The organism is Micromonospora sp. CA-259024 (assembly GCF_050936255.1).
Lineage (GTDB): Bacteria > Actinomycetota > Actinomycetes > Mycobacteriales > Micromonosporaceae > Micromonospora.
Map to the genome: position 1 here is coordinate 1,713,691 of NZ_JBNJND010000001.1, position 15,455 is coordinate 1,729,145.

A 15,455-nucleotide genomic window follows, 5' to 3' on the forward strand; every position below is an offset into this window, starting at 1 on the left:
CCTGACCGCATGACTACCCCCGCCCTCGTCCGGTCCCGTGGCACGCTGGCCGACCTGCTCTCCGGCCGTAGCAACGGCATCGGGCTGATCCGGCTCTGCCTCGCTGTGGGCGTCGTGCTGTCGCACTCCAAGCCGCTCGGCTTCGGTGCCAACGACCTCGGCTACCACCTGACCGGTCGGCAGACCAACGTCGGGACCATGGCCGTGTACGGCTTCTTCGTGCTCTCCGGCCTGCTGATCACCCGCAGCGCCCGGCGTACCGGCCTGATCCGCTACGCCTGGCACCGCGCCCTGCGCATCTTCCCGGGTCTCTGGGTCTGCCTGCTGATCACCGCGCTGGTGGTCGCCCCGCTGGTCGCGCTGCGCGAGCACGGCACCACCGCCGGCTACTTCGACAACGCCTGGGACCGCGGCGGGCCGCTGGCCTACCTGCAGGCCAACTGGTGGACCGGCGTCCGCCAGTACGGCATCCAGGACCTGTTCACGGAGACCACCCCGTGGGGTGAGAAGGTCAACTACAGCGTCTTAAACGGCGCCCTGTGGTCGCTGAAGTACGAGATGTTCTGCTACGTCGTGGTGGGCGTGCTGGCGGTGACCGCGGTGCTGCGCAACGCCCGCCGGTTCGTGCTGTTCCTGACCGTCGCGCTCTACCTCAGCATCGTGCACGACTGGGTGAGTTCCGGGCAGTTCAGCGGCCCGGCGTCGACGGCGAGCTGGAGCTTCGACTCGCCCCTGGTCGGCGTGATGAGCTTCCACTACATCGTCTACCTGGGCTTCCTCTTCGCCTTCGGCGCGACGCTCGATCTCTACCGCGAGCGGGTGCCGATCAACGACGCGCTGGGCATCGGCTCGGCGGTGGCGCTCGGGCTGTCGCTGCTCTTCGGCGGGTTCTTCGTCATCGGCCTGCCCGCGTTCGCGTACCTGCTGGTCTGGCTGTCGGTGCGGATGCCGCGCCAGCTGCACTGGGTGGGCCGCAAGAACGACTACTCCTACGGCATCTACATCTACGGGTTCGTCTTCCAGCAGGTGATGACGAGCCTGGGCTGGAGTCGCTGGGGGTACGTGCCGTTCGCGGCGATGTCGGTCGCGGTCGCGTTCGCCGCCGCGTTCCTGTCCTGGAAGCTGGTCGAGCGTCCGGCCCTGCGGTTGAAGGACTGGACGCCGGGCTTCGTGGCCCGCCGGTCGTCGCAGGGGGTGCCGGTCGAGCAGCAGACCGCGGTGGCCGAGGAGCCGCCCGGGACGCCGCCCGCGCAGGTCGGCGGCCCGACGGAGGAGCTGCCGCAGCAGCCCGCCACGCTGGTCTCCGGCCGGTAGCCGGCACGCCCGTCCCGGCGTCGTACCCTCGGGGGCGTGGCGACGCCGGCGCAGGAGATCCAGGTGGGGAAGCGGCTGGTCCGCGTCTCCAGCCCCGACAAGCCCTACTTCCCGGAGCGTGGGCTGACCAAGCTGGACGTGGTCCGCTACTTCCTGGCGGTGGGTGACGGCATCCTGCGCGCCTTGCGGGACCGGCCGACGATGTTGGAACGCTGGCCACGCGGCGTCTTCGAGGGCGCGACGATCGCCACCCGGCAGACCAACCGGGGTGACGCGTTCTACCAGAAGCGACTGCCGGCGGGCGCGCCCGAGTGGGTGCGCACCGCGCACATCACCTTCCCGAGCGGCCGCACCGCCGACGAGGTCGCGCCGAGCGAGTTGGCCGTGGTGATCTGGGCGGCAAACCTGGGCACCCTGCGCTTCCACCCGTGGCCGGTCACCGCCGCCGACGTGGAGCGTCCCGACCAACTGCGCATCGACCTCGACCCGCTACCCGGCGTCGAGTTCGCGCAGGTGGTGCCGGTTGCCCACGAGGTGCGGGCGTTCCTCGCCGAGTTGGGCATGACCGGCTACCCGAAGACCACCGGCGGACGGGGCCTGCACGTCTACCTGTCGATCGAGCCGCGGTGGAGCTTCGGCGAGTGCCGGCGGGCGGTGCTGGCGCTGGGCCGGGAGATGCAGCGCCGGCTGCCGGAGCTGGTCACCACCACCTGGTGGCGGGAGCAACGGGACCGGCCGGTCTTCGTCGACTACAACCAGATGGCCCGGGACCACACGGTGACGTCGGCGTACTCGATCCGGCCGACGCCTCGGGCCCTGGTGTCGGCGCCGCTGGAGTGGGCCGAGCTGGACGACGCCCGGCCGGAGGACTTCGACGTGCTGTCCATGCCGGCGCGGTTCGCCGAGCGCGGCGACCCGCATGCCGGCCTGGACGGCGACCGGCACTCGCTGGAACCGTTGCTGGAGCTGGCCGACCGGGAGGGGCTGGAGGCCCCTCCGGAGCGCTGAGCCGGTCACGCCCAGGGGCTGCCGGCCCCGTCGAACTCCTCGAAGACCAGCCAGGTGCGGGTGGACAGCACCCCGGGGATGCTCTGCACCCGGCCCAGCACCACGTCCCGCAGTGCGGCGTTGTCCGGCGCGCGGACCAGCGCGAGCACGTCGTGGTCGCCGCCGAGCAGCGCGGCGTGCTCGATGTAGCGCACCCGGGCCAGCTCCGCGGAGACCTCCCGCCAGGTGTTCTGCTCGATGGTCAACGCGATGTACGCCGAGGTGCCGAGCCCGGCCGCGGCGGGTGCCACCTGGGCCCGGAACCCGGTGATGACCCCGTCGCGCAGCAGCCGCTCCACTCGCGCGTACGCGTTGGTGCGGGAGATGTGGATCCGCTCGGCGAGGGTGCGCACCGACGTCCGACCGTCACGGACCAGCTCGTCGAGGATTCGCCGGTCCACCTCGTCCAGGGCTCGGGCCGATCGTCCCGATCCCATCGCCCGGCCGGCTTCGTCGGCGGTCTCCTGGCTCACTGATATGCCTTCCGCATGCCAATCGTCCCGCCTTCCGCGTGGATCTTGAGTCAATCATCCGACAGGCGGAAGCATAGGCCCACCACACGTCCCAGGAGGTTCCGCCGTGACGACCACTCCCCAGGCGGTCCGCAGGGCATCCCCGCGCACCCGTCGGGCGGCCACCCCGCCCGACCCGGCGCGCCCGCTGCTGCCGGACGCCGAGCCGGTCCGCCTGCTCGACCCGACCGGCACGCCGCTGCCCGCCCGCACCGACTACCCGGAGCCCCCCGTCGAGGTGCTGCGCGAGCTGTACCGCCGGATGGTGCTCGGCCGCCGGTTCGACACCCAGGCGACCGCCCTGACCAAGCAGGGCCGCCTGGCCGTATACCCGTCCTCGCGGGGCCAGGAGGCGTGCCAGGTCGGCGCGGTGCTCGCGGTCCGCGACACCGACTGGGTCTTCCCCACCTACCGCGAGTCAATGGCGCTGGTTGCCCGGGGCATCGACCCGGTCGAGGTGCTCACCCTGCTGCGCGGCGACTGGCACTGCGGCTACGACCCGACCGAGGTGCGGACCGCACCGCAGTGCACCCCGCTCGCCACCCAGTGCGTGCACGCCGCCGGGCTGGCGCACGGCGAGGCGTACCAGGGTCGCGACACCGTGGCGCTGGCCTTCATCGGTGACGGCGCCACCAGCGAGGGCGACTTCCACGAGGGGATCAACTTCGCCGCCGTGTTCAAGGCGCCGGTGGTCTACTTCGTGCAGAACAACCGGTACGCGATCAGCGTCCCGCTGTCGCGGCAGACCGCCGCGCCGTCGCTGGCCTACAAGGGCGTCGGTTACGGCGTGCCCAGCGAGCAGGTCGACGGCAACGACCCGGTGGCGGTGCTCGCCGTGCTCACCCGCGCGGTCGCGCACGCCCGCGCCGGCAAGGGGCCGTACCTGGTCGAGGCGCACACCTACCGGATGGAGCCGCACACCAACGCCGACGACGCCAGTCGCTACCGCGACGGCGCCGAGGTCGACGCCTGGCGGGACCGGGACCCGGTCGCCCGCCTGGAGACCTACCTGCGCGCCCGCGGGGTGCTCGACGACGCGGCGGTCGCCGAGGTCGCCGAGCAGGCCGAGGCGTACGCGGCGGACCTGCGGTCCCGGATGAACGAGCAGCCCACCGTCGACCCGCTGAGCCTCTTCGACCACGTCTACGCCCAGCCCACCCCGCAGCTGATCGAACAGCGCGAGCAGGTCCGCGCCGAACTGGCCGCCGCCCGCGACGAGGAGGGTGACGCCTGATGGCCACCACCATGGCGAAGGCGCTCAACACCGCGCTGGCCGACGCACTCGCCGCCGACGACCGGGTCGTCATCTTCGGCGAGGACGTCGGCGCGCTCGGCGGCGTCTTCCGGATCACCGACGGCCTCCAGGCCCGCTTCGGCGAGAACCGCTGTTTCGACACCCCCCTCGCCGAGGCCGGCATCGTCGGTTTCGCCGTCGGCCTGGCCATGTCCGGCCTGCGACCGGTGGTCGAGATGCAGTTCGACGCGTTCGCGTACCCGGCGTTCGAGCAGATCGCCTCGCACGTGGCGAAGCTGCGCAACCGGACCCGGGGCAAGCTCAGCGTGCCGATCGTCATCCGGGTGCCGTACGCCGGTGGGATCGGCGGGGTCGAGCACCACTGCGACTCGTCCGAGGCGTACTACGCGCACACCCCCGGGCTGAAGGTGGTCACCCCGGCGACCGTCGAGGACGCGTACTCGCTGCTGCGCGAGGCGATCGACGACCCCGACCCGGTGGTCTTCATGGAGCCGAAGAAGCTCTACTTCGGCAGCGCCGAGGCGGCTCTGCCGGCGCGTACCGAGCCGTTCGGCCGGGCCGTCGTGCGCCGTCCGGGACGCGACGCCACCCTGGTGGCGTACGGTCCGGCGGTGCCGGTCGCGCTGGAGGCCGCCGAGGCCGCCCGCGAGGAGGGCTGGGACCTGGAGGTGGTGGACGTGCGCACCATCGTGCCGTTCGACGACGCCACCATCACCGCCTCGGTCCGGCGCACCGGCCGGTGTGTGGTGATCCAGGAGGCGCCCGGCTTCGCGGGCGTCGGCGCGGAGATCGCCGCCCGGGTGCAGGAGCGCTGCTTCCACGCGCTGCACGCCCCGGTGCTGCGGGTGGCCGGGCTGGACATCCCGTACCCGGCGCCGATGCTGGAGCACACGCACCTCCCCGGGGTGGACCGGGTGCTCGACGCGGTGGCCCGCCTGCAGTGGGACGACCAGCCGGACCCGCGCTGGGCGGCGCAGGGCAGCGCGGCATGACCACCGTCGAACGGACGCAGGTCTTCCTCCTGCCCGACCTGGGCGAGGGGCTGAGCGAGGCTGAGATCGTCGAGTGGCGGGTCGCCGTGGGTGACGTGGTCACGGTCGACCAGACCGTGGTCGAGGTGGAGACCGCCAAGGCGGTCGTCGACGTGCCCTGCCCGTACGCCGGCCGGGTGGTCACCCTGCACGGCGCGGCCGGTGAGGTACGCCCGGTCGGCCAGCCGTTGATCACCATCGCGCCGCTGGACGGCGGCGACGAGCCCGCCGGGCACGCCACCTACCGTGAGGAGGAGCGGGCCGGCTCCGGCAACGTGTTGATCGGGTACGGCACCGGGCACGGCGGTGCCACCCGGCGTCGACGTCGACCACGGCTGGCACTGGCCCCCGAACCGGCCGACGCTGGTCCGGCCGATGCTGGTCCGACGGGCGGCACCGGCCCCACTGCCGTCGGTGCTCCCGGCGGGGGCATCGCGCCCGGCGATCCGGCGCGGTCGCCGTCCGCCCTGGTCATCTCGCCGATCGTGCGGCGGCTGGCCCGCGAGCGCGGCATCGACCTGGGCACGGTGCGCGGCACCGGGCCCGGCGGGGTGATCCGCCGCGCCGACGTGGAGGCGGCGCTGACCGTGCCCGCCGCCCGGCTCGCCGCCGTGCCGTCCCCGCACGTCGCGCTCTCCCCGTCCGGGGACGGCGACGTGATCGTTCCGCTCACCGGCGTCCGCAAGGTGATCGCCGACAAGCTCTCGCGCAGCCGGCGCGAGATCCCCGAGGTGACCATCTGGGTCGACGTGGACGCCACCGGGCTGCTGGAGACCCGGGCCGCGATCAACGCGGCGACACCCGACGCACCGGTGAGCATCCTGGCCCTGCTGGCCCGGATCTGCCTCAGCGGGCTGCGCCGGTACCCGCAGCTCAACTCCCGGGTCGACACCGAGGCGCAGCGGATCGTCCAGTCCGCCGGGGTGCACCTCGGCATCGCCGCGCAGACCGACCGGGGCCTGCTCGTGCCGGTGCTGCGCGACGCCCAGCGGCTCACCACCGCCGAGCTGGCCGCCGAACTGGCGGCGACCACCGCCGCCGCGCGGGCGGGCAGCCTGCCACCGGCCCGGCTGACCGGCGGCACGTTCACGCTGAACAACTACGGGGTGTTCGGCGTCGACGGCTCCACGCCGATCATCAACCATCCGGAGGCGGCCCTGCTCGGGGTTGGGCGGATCGTGGACAAGCCGTGGGTGGTCGACGGTCAACTCGCCGTCCGCAAGGTGACCCAGCTCAGCCTCACCTTCGACCACCGGGTCTGCGACGGCGGGGTGGCCGGTGGTTTCCTGCGGCACGTCGCCGACTGCGTGGAGCGCCCGGCGCTGCTGATCGCCGCCGTCTGACGGCGTACGCCCGGCCCTGGCGCTGCCTCTGCGGCGCCAGGGCCGGCGCACGTCCAGGGTTTCCCGGCGGTGTCATCGGGCCGGGGTTTCCCGGCGGTGTCATCAGGCCGGGGTTTCCCGGCGGTGTCATCGGGAAGTCGGCCCCGCCGGAGCGCACCAATCGCGTCGGAGGGAGCCGGACCGTGGCGTACCAGGTGCTACCGAACGCGGTCCGGGTACGACGGCCCGCCTCGGCCGGCGCGCCGCTGTACTGCGACGCGCGGGAGTACGGGCTGACCGGTGACGGTTCGACCAACGACCAGCCGGCCCTGGCCGCCCTGGTGGACCGCCTCGGCGCCGGGTACGCCTCGGACGGGCGGGCCCGGATCATCTACTGCCCGCCCGGCATCTACTCGATCCGGGACGCCGGCACGGTGTGGCGTAGCGGGGTGTCGCTGATCGGGGCCGGGCCGGCGGCGACCCGGTTCATGCTCAGCAACGAGGGCAACCGCTCCGACCCGACCCCGTTGGCCTTCTGGACCACGGTGCAGCACGGCGCGAACCGGGATCGGCACATCGCCGACTGCACCTTCGCCGACTTCCAGATCGACGGCTCGGGCGTGGCCATGGCCGAGTACAGCTACCTGGCCAAGGGTCTCGGCCTGCAGTACGTGGTGCGCGGCGTGTTCCGCAACCTCTACATCCACCACACCGCGGCCACCGGGCTGGGCTGCGACTTCCTCCAGGATTCCCTGATCGACGGCGTGGTGGTGGTCGGCTGTGGCCGACTGGACAACGGCGAGCAGATGGGCGGAGCCGGCATCGGCGTCGGCATCGGCGGGTGGGGCACGGTGGAGCGGCTCACCATCGCCAACTGCACTGCCCTGGCCAACGGCACCAACGGGATCTTCCTGGAGTTGCAGAAGGACTACTGGGAACCGCCCCGCGGCTACCGCATCATCGGCTGCCACAGTCAGGGCAACCGGTTCGGCATCTCCGACTGGGGCGCCGACGGTCTGATCGTCTCCGCCTGCACGATGACCGGCAACCTGGAGACCGGATTCGACGTGTCGGCGCAGGGCACCTCGTCCGTGGCCGGCCGGGGTGGGCTGCTGACCGACTGCGTGATCGACGGCAACATGCGCGACGGGGTCAGCATCGGCAACAGCCCCGGCCCGTACACCGTCCGGGGTAACCGGATCAGCGGAAACGGCCGGCACGGCTATCACGCGCACAACCTCGGGCGCGGTTACCAGGGCCCGATCCGGGACGTGGTGATCGAGAGCAACGAGTTGTGGGGCAACGGGCTCGACGCGGTCCGGATCGACCACCAGATGACCGACGGGGTGCTGCTCAACAACCGGATCCGCAACAACGGGCGGCAGTGCGCCGAGGGTGCCGGCGGTACGGGCGACGCCGTCCGCTACAGCGAACGGTGCCTGGTGGATCGGTCAGCCAACTGGCCGCACGACGGGCACCGGGGCAAGGTCCTGCGGGTGGGGCGATCCGTCGCCATGGTCGCTTCCAACACCGGCGACGAACTCACCCTCGCCCCGGTCCGCCCGGACGCGTTCACCGCGTGGAGCGGGGACGTGCCGCCGCCGGGATGCGGCTATGAACTGTCCGCCGCACCGCGACGGCGAGCCGGCATCACCATCGACGCGCCGTTCGACTCGGCCACCATCCGGGGCAACCGGATCTGGGACAACCACGACGAGCAGACCCAGACGCACGGGCTGTGGATAACCGAGCGCGGCAGTTGCGTGGACTGCCGGGTCGAGGACAACGACCTCGCCGGCAACGCCGACGACGGGATGCGGCTGGACACCCCGCCGGTGGGCGGACGCTGGCGGGACAACCACGTCGACAGCGACTGGAGCTGAGCGACCACCCGCGGCGGCGCGTACCCCGGCGGGACTCGGAACTGAACGACGTGCGGCGGCGGCCGGAGTGTTCCGGCCGCCGCCGCTGTCATGGTGCAGCTGTCAGCCGGCCAGGCCGGCAACCGGGGTCGGGTCCAGCACGACCGTGGCCGTGGCGGACTGCGGCGGCACACCCGGCTCGGTCGGCGCGTCGGTGTACTCCGCGACGAAGACCGCGGTCAGGTTGTCCGCGCCGCTGTGTCCACCGTCCACGAAGGTGGGGATCGTCCCGGAGCACCCGGTCGCCGTGGACAGCGGGTGCCCGTGCTCGTCGTGCCCGAGCACGTAGGTGACCTTCACCCGGGAGCAGTCCACCGGCAGGTCGTCGGTGACCTTCACCTCGTACGCGACCGTCTGCCCGAACTGGAAGGGCTGCCCGGCCACCGGGGCGACGAACTCGACGATCGGCGCGGTCGGCCCGACCACCAGCGGCAGGGTCGCCGAGGCGGACCGTCCGGTGCGGTCGGTCACCTTCAGCGTCGGGGTGTACGAGCCGTTCTCCTGGAACGTCCAGGTGGGGTTGGGATCGGTGCTGTCCACCGAACCATCGGCGTTGAAGTCCCACGCGTAGCGCAGCGCGTCACCGTCCGGGTCGGTGGTGCCGGCGCTGGAGAACGCGACGGTCAGCGGGGCCTGCCCGACGGTCGGGGTGCCACTGACCTTCGGGATCGGCGTCCGGTTGCCCCGGACGAAGTCGATCCGGGACAGCTGTGCGTCCGGGTTCTCGGCGAAGTAGCCGTCGCCGTACTCCAGGACGTAGAGCGCGCCGTCCGGGCCGAACTCCAGGTCCATCGGGTTGTCCACCACCAGTGACGGCACCACCGGACGGATGTCCTTCACGTCGCCGTCCTCGTCGAGGCGGAACTCCTTGATGTAGTCCCGGGTCCACTCGTAGAACAGCGGGACCCCGTCGTAGTAGGCCGGCCACCGGGTCCGCGACGTGCTGGTCCCGTCGTAGTCGTACGCCGGGCCGCCCATCGGGCCGATGCCGCCGGTGCCCAACTGCGGGAACTCAGCGGAGGTTGCGGACGGGTACCAGACCTCCGGCTGCTCGACCGGCGGCAACTGCCGCTTGCCGGTGTTGTGGGGCGAGTCGTTGACCGGGCGGTTGCAGTTGAACTTCGGACCGGACTCGCCGGTGGCGAAGTCGTAGTCGCGGTAGGCCAGCGTCGGCGTCACGCAGTACGGCCAGCCGTAGTTCGCCGGCTTGTCGACCAGCATCCACCGGCCGTGCCCGGCCGGCCCGCGCTCCGGGTTGGCATTGGAGGCGTCGGGCGAGTAGTCGCCCAGGTACACGTTGTCGGTACGCCGGTCGACGGCGAACCGGAACGCGTTGCGCAGCCCCATCGCGTAGATCTCCGGGCGGGTCTGCGGTGTCCCCGGCTTGAACAGGTTGCCGGCCGGCACCGTGTAGCCACCACCGGGCTTCACCCGGATGCGGAGCAGCTTGCCGCGCAGGTCGTTGGTGTTGGCCGAGGTGCGCTGCGCGTCGTACGCCGGGTTCCGGTCGGCCCGCTCGTCGATCGGGATGTAGCCGTCGGAGGCGAACGGGTTGGTGTCGTCACCGGTCGACAGGTACAGGTTGCCCTTGCTGTCGAAGTCGATCTGCCCGCCGACGTGGCAGCAGATCCCCCGGTCGGTGGCCACGTCGATGATCTGCTGCTCGCTGGCGAGGTTCAGCTTCATCCCGTCCAGCTTGAACCGGGACAGCCGCAACGCGCCCTTGAACCGCTGCCAGTCCGCCGCCGTGCCGACCTCCGGCGCGTCCCCCTCGTTGACGTCCGGGGTGGCGGGGTCGTCCACCGGCGTGTCCATCGGCGGCGAGTAGTAGAGGTAGACCCACTTGTTCTGGGCGAAGTTCGGGTCGATGGCGACCCCCTGCAGCCCCTCCTCGTCGTGCTCGTACACCGGGATGTCGGCGGCGAGGGTGTTCAGCCCGGTGCGCGGGTCGTGGATGCGAACCTCACCGGTGCGGGAGGTGTGCAGCACACGCAGGTCGGGCAGGACGGCGAGGCTCATCGGCTCGCCCGGGAAGTCGTTCAGTGTCACCTTCTGGAAGCTGCTGTCCGGTGGTGCGGCCGGCGCGGGTGCGGCGGCGGCGGCCGACGGTGGTACGGCCAGGCCGGCCGTTACCAGCAGCAGGGCGGACACGAATGCGGTCCTGTTCATCAGGTCGTCCCCCGAGGTGGTTTTCAGTACCGGATTGAAGCGAGATAGTCGAAGCCGACGCGAGCGGTGTCCAGCGCGTCGGCGGGGGAGCGTGGCGGCGTGCCGGCGTCGTCGCGCTCCACGATGTACTCCTCGATCCCCGCCTCCCGCTCGTAGGCGAAGATCCGGCCGAAGTCGATGAGGCCGTCCCCGAGGTCAGCGAAGCTGCCCTCGACGTCGAGGTCCTTGACGTGCACCTGACGGATCCGGCCGCGGTTGGCCCGGATCACGTCGACCGGGTCGTGCGCGCCCCGCCAGGTCCAGTAGAGGTCGAGCTCGAAGTGGACCAGCCGGGGATCGGTCTGCCCGGTGAGGATGTCGAACCCGGTCGAGCCGTCGGTCAGCGGCACGAACTCGAGTTGGTGGTTGTGGTAGCCGAAGTCGAGCCCCGCGCGTTCGGCGAGCCGACCGGCGCGGTTCAGATCCCGGGCGAGGGCCCGGTAGACGGCGGGGTCCCGGATCGGCTGGCCGTTGGCGTCCCGACCGAAGTACGGGTGGACGATCTTCTTGCAGCCCACGACGTTCGCGTCGGCGAGGGCACGTTCCCAGGTGGCGTCGTCGAAGGGCTGCGGGATGCCGGTGTGCCCGGAGGTGGAGCGCAGCCCGGCCTCGTCGAGCGCGGCCCGGAACTGCGCGGCGGTGCGTCCGACGAAGCCGGCGTGCTCCACCCGCCGGTAGCCGATCCGGCGCAGCGCGTCCAGGGTGCCGGGCAGGTCGGCGGCGAGCTGATCACGCAGCGTGTAGAGCTGGATGCTGATCCGGTCCACCGGCACCCGGCGGCGGCCCTGGGACTGCTTGGCCGACGCGGCGGTGGTCGAGCTGGCGAGCAGGCCGGCGGCGCCGACAGCGGCGGCGGAGACGGTCGCGGCGCGGAGCACTCCGCGCCGACTGACCGGCCCGGACACCGCTGTCGGCGCCGGTCGGTCGATCTGTTGATCCATGGTGGTGGTCCCTTCCTGACGGCTGGTACGCCGTCGACGGCGGTCGACCTGGCTGCCGTCGCCCGGGCGCGCCGAACCGGCCGGAGGCGTGCTCCGGCTGGACGGTGAGGGACGGTGCACGGGTGCGGCCCGGACCCATCGGGAGCGGAACGCGGCGACCCGGCAGGGGTGGCGGCAAGCTGATCGACGAATGGGCAACCCTCTATCTAGATCGTGACCCTACCCTTGCCTCCGGACGAAGGCAAAGGTTCGTCGCGTTCGGCAGAAGTTTGCCCTCCAGTCGACAAAAGTCCGTCCTCGGCGTACGCGACCCGGCCTGACCTCCTCCTGCCCGCGCTCGCTGGGTCGCGCGATCTCCGGCGGTCCAGCCCGGCCATGGCTCCGCCCCGCGGACGCACCGGATCGCGCCTCCAGGGCCCGTCGGAGTGGACACCCCCCACGCCCACGACCCGGAACCACCCAGACCGGGCATGATCCACTCGGCTTGCGGGACGTCGCGGTATCCGGGAGGTCCCGATACCCCGAGGTCACCGGAACCGAGTCGATCACGAACAGGGGTTGCCGCCCCTGGATGGCAACCGGCCGTACGCCTCCTTCGCCCCGCTTCACCTCAGGCGCGACCAGATGCCCTTTATTCGGACAGTCGGTGGTGCGTCCGCTGAAGCAGAGCAAAGGACCTGAGAGAGGTCGCTTGAACTCTTGTTCCGCCAAGCGGAACACTGCCGGAAAATGCGTCCGTAAATGCGCCGACGATTATTTGCGAATGCGGTGGACGCCCCTGTCGAGGAGGCGAGAATGTGGCAGAGGGAAGTCGAAAACGGGGGGACTGAACATGACGTCTAGGCGGCGATTGACGCTGTTGGCGGTAACCATCGCAGCCGCACCACTCGTCCTGGGTGGGTGCACCGCCGACCGGGAGTCGGCGGCCGGTTCGGCAAAGAAGCACGCCGCCCCGCCGGAGCTCGCCGTGACGCCGGGGGACAAGGCCCGGGACGTCCCGGTCAGCGCTGAGGTGGGCACCGTGGTCAAGGGGGGACGGGTCACCGGCGTACGCCTCACCGACGACAAGGGCAAGCAGGTCAACGCCGAGCCGCGCGAGGACGGCTCGGGCTGGGTGCCGACCGCGCCACTGCAACCGCGACGGACCTACACCGCCGAGGTGACCGCGACCGGTGACTCGGGTGCCACCACCACCCGCACCACCACTTTCACCACGATGGCCAAGTCGACCAAACCGCAGATCACCAGCACTCTCTATTTCGTCGGCAATCGGACGTACGGCACAGCGATGCCGGTAACCGTCGCGTTCGACCCGCCAATTCCGAAAGAGGCCAGAGCGGATGTCCAGCGGCGGTTGTTCGTGAAAACCAATCCGCCGCAGCCAGGCACCTGGTCGTGGATCGAGGACGGTACCCAGGTCTATTACCGGGCGCCCGACTTCTGGAAGCCCGGGACCACGATCAGCGTCCGGGCCGGATTGGAGGGCCTGCCGATCGGCAAGGATCGGATCGGCGACGCCGAGCGGACCGCGACCTCCAAGATCGGACGACAGGTCTCGCTGGAGATCGACAACGCCACCAAGCAGATGACGGTGCTGCGCGACGGCAAGCAGATCCGCCGGATCCCGGTGAGCCTGGGCAAGCCGAGCACGCCCAGTTCCAGCGGCAAGATGGTGATCATGGAGAAGCACGACCGGACCACCTTCGACACCCGGGGTGAGCCGAACGGCGGCTACGTGGTCGACGTGGACGACGCGCAGCGCTACACCTGGGGCGGCGAGTTCATTCACTCCGCCCCGTGGTCGGAGGGGGACCAGGGCAACACGAACGTGTCGCACGGCTGCGCGAACGTCTCCGCGACCGCGGCCGACTGGTTGATGGGTGTGACGCAGGTCGGTGACCTGGTCACCGTCAAGGGCACCGAGGTGGAGCTGCAACCCGGCAACGGCTGGACCGCCTGGAACGTGAGCTGGGACGAGTTCGTCCGCGGCAGCGCCCTGCCGGTGCCGCCCGGGCTCAAGCCCGCGCCGGTCGCCCCGGCGCACCCGGGTGCGGTGGCCGGCGGTTCGCCCGCCCCGGCGCCCTCGGTCAGCGGCCGCTGAGACACCAACAGCCGGCACTCGGGGCCGGCCCGCCAGCACGGCGGGCCGGCCCCTCGTGCGGCGTCCTGAGGTCACGCACCGCCGACCGGAGTCGATCACCGGTCGAGGCGGTGACAGGTTCGGGTGAGCAAGCGGGCGTCCGAACGGTCAATCCAGGGGTACGCGTGCCACCCCGGGCCCAACCAGGCTGCCCAGCCAGAGCTGATCGCGGTGCTGGCGTACCCCGGTGATCATGCGGTAGTGCCCGTCCGGGCCGTGCAGCGTCCGGCGGACCGCGCCCGTGCCGTCGACCAGCGCGACCAGCCCGTAGCGGCGGGGCTGCGGCTGCATCGCGTCGGGCAGCAACGCGGCGATCTGGCGCAGTCGCGGGTGCGGCAGCAACCACTCGGCGATCGGCACCCTCGGACTGGGCAGCGCGATCCAGTACGTCCCGTCGCCCACGGCGGCGAGGTTGTCCGGGTACGCGGGCAGGTCCGCGAGAACCCGGACGCCGCCGCTCAGCTCGACGCGGAGCAGGCGGTGGGTGCTGGTCTCCACGAGCATCAGCGCTGACTCGTCCGGTGTCAGTGCGATCCCGTTGGGGAAGTACAGCCCGTCGGTCACCACCTCGGTGCGGCCGCTGCCCGGGTGGTGGGCCAGCACCCGGCCGTTGGGGCGGTGTTCCAGCAGGTCCCGCTTCCAGTGCGAGACCGGGAACCGGTCGGAGCTGTCGGTGAAGTAGATGGTGCCGTCGCGGCCCACCGTCGCGTTGTTGGCCAGGTGCACCGGTGGCGCGGTCCCGGTCAGTTCGCGCACCGCGCCGTCGGGTGTGACCCGCAGCAACCCTCGGTACGCGTCGCAGACCACCAGCGACGCATCGGACGGGTCCACCTCGATGCCGAGCGGGCGGCCGCCGGTCTCGGCCAGCAGCCGGGGTCGGGTGCCGGCCGGCGCGTCGACCGGCCACCACCAGAGCCGACCGTCCTCGTCGCCACTGATCACCCGGCCGGTGCCGTCGACCAGCACGTCCTCCGGGCCGACGGCACCGTCGGGGAGGGGCAGCAACTCGGCTCGGTCGAGCCGGCGGTCGGTGGCGGCCCACGCCCCGACCAGCGCCGGAGGGACCGTTGCCGGCTCGCGGACGGGACGGATCAGCCGGGGCGGCCGGGGCCGAGGGATCAGCATCGGCCTATTCTCCACCGGCGACGCCAGTCGTTTCCGAATCTTCGCTCACGCGGCGCGCCGACCGGGATGATCACGACCTGGGGTGGAGCACCGGCCGGGCCGCTGGGCTGCGCCGAGGCCGGAGCCCGGGCCTCCACCCCGAGAGGGATGAGGGGCACCTCGGGGTATGCCCCTGGGCGTACCCGGAATCACTCCGCCCAGGGGCGAAAGTGTCGGGGGTGGCGGCTAGATTTCAGGGCATGGGAGAGCAGACCGACCGGCTCGATGTGCAGGTCAGCGTGGGTGACCAGATGGTCCTCGTGCGGGTGGCCGGCGAGGTCGACATCGCCACGGTGGCCGCGTTCCGGTCCGCGCTGTGGTCCGCGCCGGCCCGCCCGGTGCTCCAGCTGGAGCTGTCCGGGTTGCGGCTGCTCTCCGCCGCGGGTGTCCGCGCGCTGCTCGCCGCGCATCTGCGCGTCCGGGCCCGAGGTGGGGAGCTGGTCCTGGTCGACCCGACTCCGGTGGTGGCGCGGGTGCTGCGCGCTACCGGCCTGCACCGCGTGATGCCGATCCTGGAGCCGGCCCGGGTGGTCGAGGCCGCGCGTCGCCCGGTGGTCACGACCGCGCAGCTGCAGCTGGCCGCCTGACCTGACCGCAGT

Annotated in this window: 12 protein-coding genes; 8 read left to right on the forward strand and 4 right to left on the reverse strand. The window is 71.8% G+C overall.

Annotated elements, in window-relative coordinates; genetic code table 11:
• The first annotated feature begins 9 nt into the window (after positions 1-9).
• Together ACQEUX_RS07140 and ACQEUX_RS07145 are read left to right on the forward strand one after the other, a co-directional pair.
• Positions 10-1,314 carry an acyltransferase family protein gene (locus tag ACQEUX_RS07140; RefSeq protein ID WP_433043025.1) on the forward strand — a complete coding sequence of 435 codons (1,305 nt, stop codon included), beginning with the start codon at positions 10-12 and terminating at the stop codon, positions 1,312-1,314.
• Between the two features lie 36 nt (positions 1,315-1,350).
• On the forward strand, positions 1,351-2,322 hold the full coding sequence (locus ACQEUX_RS07145; RefSeq protein WP_433043028.1) for a DNA polymerase domain-containing protein: 972 nt from the start codon (positions 1,351-1,353) through the stop codon (positions 2,320-2,322).
• Between the two features lie 5 nt (positions 2,323-2,327).
• Here ACQEUX_RS07145 and ACQEUX_RS07150 read toward each other — a convergent pair whose 3' ends face one another.
• Positions 2,328-2,798, reverse strand: coding sequence for an Lrp/AsnC family transcriptional regulator (locus ACQEUX_RS07150; RefSeq protein WP_433049641.1), 471 nt, complete (start codon positions 2,796-2,798; stop codon positions 2,328-2,330).
• Positions 2,799-2,940: 142 nt separating this feature from the next.
• Between ACQEUX_RS07150 and pdhA the strand changes: the two genes are divergently transcribed.
• The 4 genes from pdhA to ACQEUX_RS07170 all read left to right on the forward strand — a co-directional run bounded on the left by pdhA (position 2,941) and on the right by ACQEUX_RS07170 (position 8,364).
• Positions 2,941-4,107 (forward strand): pyruvate dehydrogenase (acetyl-transferring) E1 component subunit alpha, encoded by a 1,167-nt coding sequence (gene pdhA, locus ACQEUX_RS07155; protein WP_433043031.1) that lies wholly within the window; start codon positions 2,941-2,943, stop codon positions 4,105-4,107.
• On the forward strand, positions 4,104-5,120 hold the full coding sequence (locus ACQEUX_RS07160; RefSeq protein ID WP_433049644.1) for an alpha-ketoacid dehydrogenase subunit beta: 1,017 nt from the start codon (positions 4,104-4,106) through the stop codon (positions 5,118-5,120). Before pdhA ends, ACQEUX_RS07160 begins: the two co-directional genes overlap by 4 nt.
• Positions 5,117-6,502 (forward strand): dihydrolipoamide acetyltransferase family protein, encoded by a 1,386-nt coding sequence (locus ACQEUX_RS07165; RefSeq protein ID WP_433043034.1) that lies wholly within the window; start codon positions 5,117-5,119, stop codon positions 6,500-6,502. The genes ACQEUX_RS07160 and ACQEUX_RS07165 overlap by 4 nt, the downstream gene beginning before the upstream one ends.
• A gap of 182 nt (positions 6,503-6,684) precedes the next feature.
• Positions 6,685-8,364 (forward strand): right-handed parallel beta-helix repeat-containing protein, encoded by a 1,680-nt coding sequence (locus ACQEUX_RS07170; RefSeq protein ID WP_433043037.1) that lies wholly within the window; start codon positions 6,685-6,687, stop codon positions 8,362-8,364.
• Positions 8,365-8,466: 102 nt separating this feature from the next.
• Here the strand turns inward: ACQEUX_RS07170 and ACQEUX_RS07175 are convergent, their stop codons facing one another.
• Positions 8,467-10,572, reverse strand: coding sequence for a PQQ-dependent sugar dehydrogenase (locus ACQEUX_RS07175; RefSeq protein ID WP_433043040.1), 2,106 nt, complete (start codon positions 10,570-10,572; stop codon positions 8,467-8,469).
• A 23-nt stretch (positions 10,573-10,595) separates the two neighbouring features.
• The gene (locus tag ACQEUX_RS07180; RefSeq protein WP_433043043.1) at positions 10,596-11,552 is read right to left on the reverse strand and encodes a sugar phosphate isomerase/epimerase family protein; all 957 of its coding nucleotides are present in this window, start codon (positions 11,550-11,552) and stop codon (positions 10,596-10,598) included.
• Between the two features lie 832 nt (positions 11,553-12,384).
• On the opposite strand from ACQEUX_RS07180, the gene ACQEUX_RS07185 reads away from it, so the two are divergent.
• Positions 12,385-13,653: an Ig-like domain-containing protein gene (locus tag ACQEUX_RS07185; RefSeq protein ID WP_433043046.1), complete on the forward strand. Its 1,269-nt coding sequence runs from the start codon at positions 12,385-12,387 to the stop codon at positions 13,651-13,653.
• Between the two features lie 147 nt (positions 13,654-13,800).
• Here the strand turns inward: ACQEUX_RS07185 and ACQEUX_RS07190 are convergent, their stop codons facing one another.
• Positions 13,801-14,817, reverse strand: a complete 1,017-nt coding sequence (locus tag ACQEUX_RS07190) for an SMP-30/gluconolactonase/LRE family protein (RefSeq protein ID WP_433043049.1) — start codon at positions 14,815-14,817, stop codon at positions 13,801-13,803.
• A 239-nt stretch (positions 14,818-15,056) separates the two neighbouring features.
• Here ACQEUX_RS07190 and ACQEUX_RS07195 point away from each other — a divergent pair, with 239 nt between their 5' ends.
• Positions 15,057-15,443, forward strand: a complete 387-nt coding sequence (locus tag ACQEUX_RS07195; protein ID WP_433043052.1) for an STAS domain-containing protein — start codon at positions 15,057-15,059, stop codon at positions 15,441-15,443.
• Positions 15,444-15,455: the final 12 nt, after the last annotated feature.

Coding starts and splice junctions, on each gene's coding strand:
- ACQEUX_RS07175 (WP_433043040.1), bottom strand. CDS start 10,572: ATGAACAGGACCGCATTCGTGTCCGCCCTGCTGCTGGTAACGGCCGGC.
- ACQEUX_RS07150 (WP_433049641.1), bottom strand. CDS start 2,798: ATGGGATCGGGACGATCGGCCCGAGCCCTGGACGAGGTGGACCGGCGA.
- ACQEUX_RS07195 (WP_433043052.1), top strand. CDS start 15,057: ATGGGAGAGCAGACCGACCGGCTCGATGTGCAGGTCAGCGTGGGTGAC.
- ACQEUX_RS07180 (WP_433043043.1), bottom strand. CDS start 11,552: ATGGATCAACAGATCGACCGACCGGCGCCGACAGCGGTGTCCGGGCCG.
- ACQEUX_RS07185 (WP_433043046.1), top strand. CDS start 12,385: ATGACGTCTAGGCGGCGATTGACGCTGTTGGCGGTAACCATCGCAGCC.
- ACQEUX_RS07165 (WP_433043034.1), top strand. CDS start 5,117: ATGACCACCGTCGAACGGACGCAGGTCTTCCTCCTGCCCGACCTGGGC.
- ACQEUX_RS07140 (WP_433043025.1), top strand. CDS start 10: ATGACTACCCCCGCCCTCGTCCGGTCCCGTGGCACGCTGGCCGACCTG.
- ACQEUX_RS07190 (WP_433043049.1), bottom strand. CDS start 14,817: ATGCTGATCCCTCGGCCCCGGCCGCCCCGGCTGATCCGTCCCGTCCGC.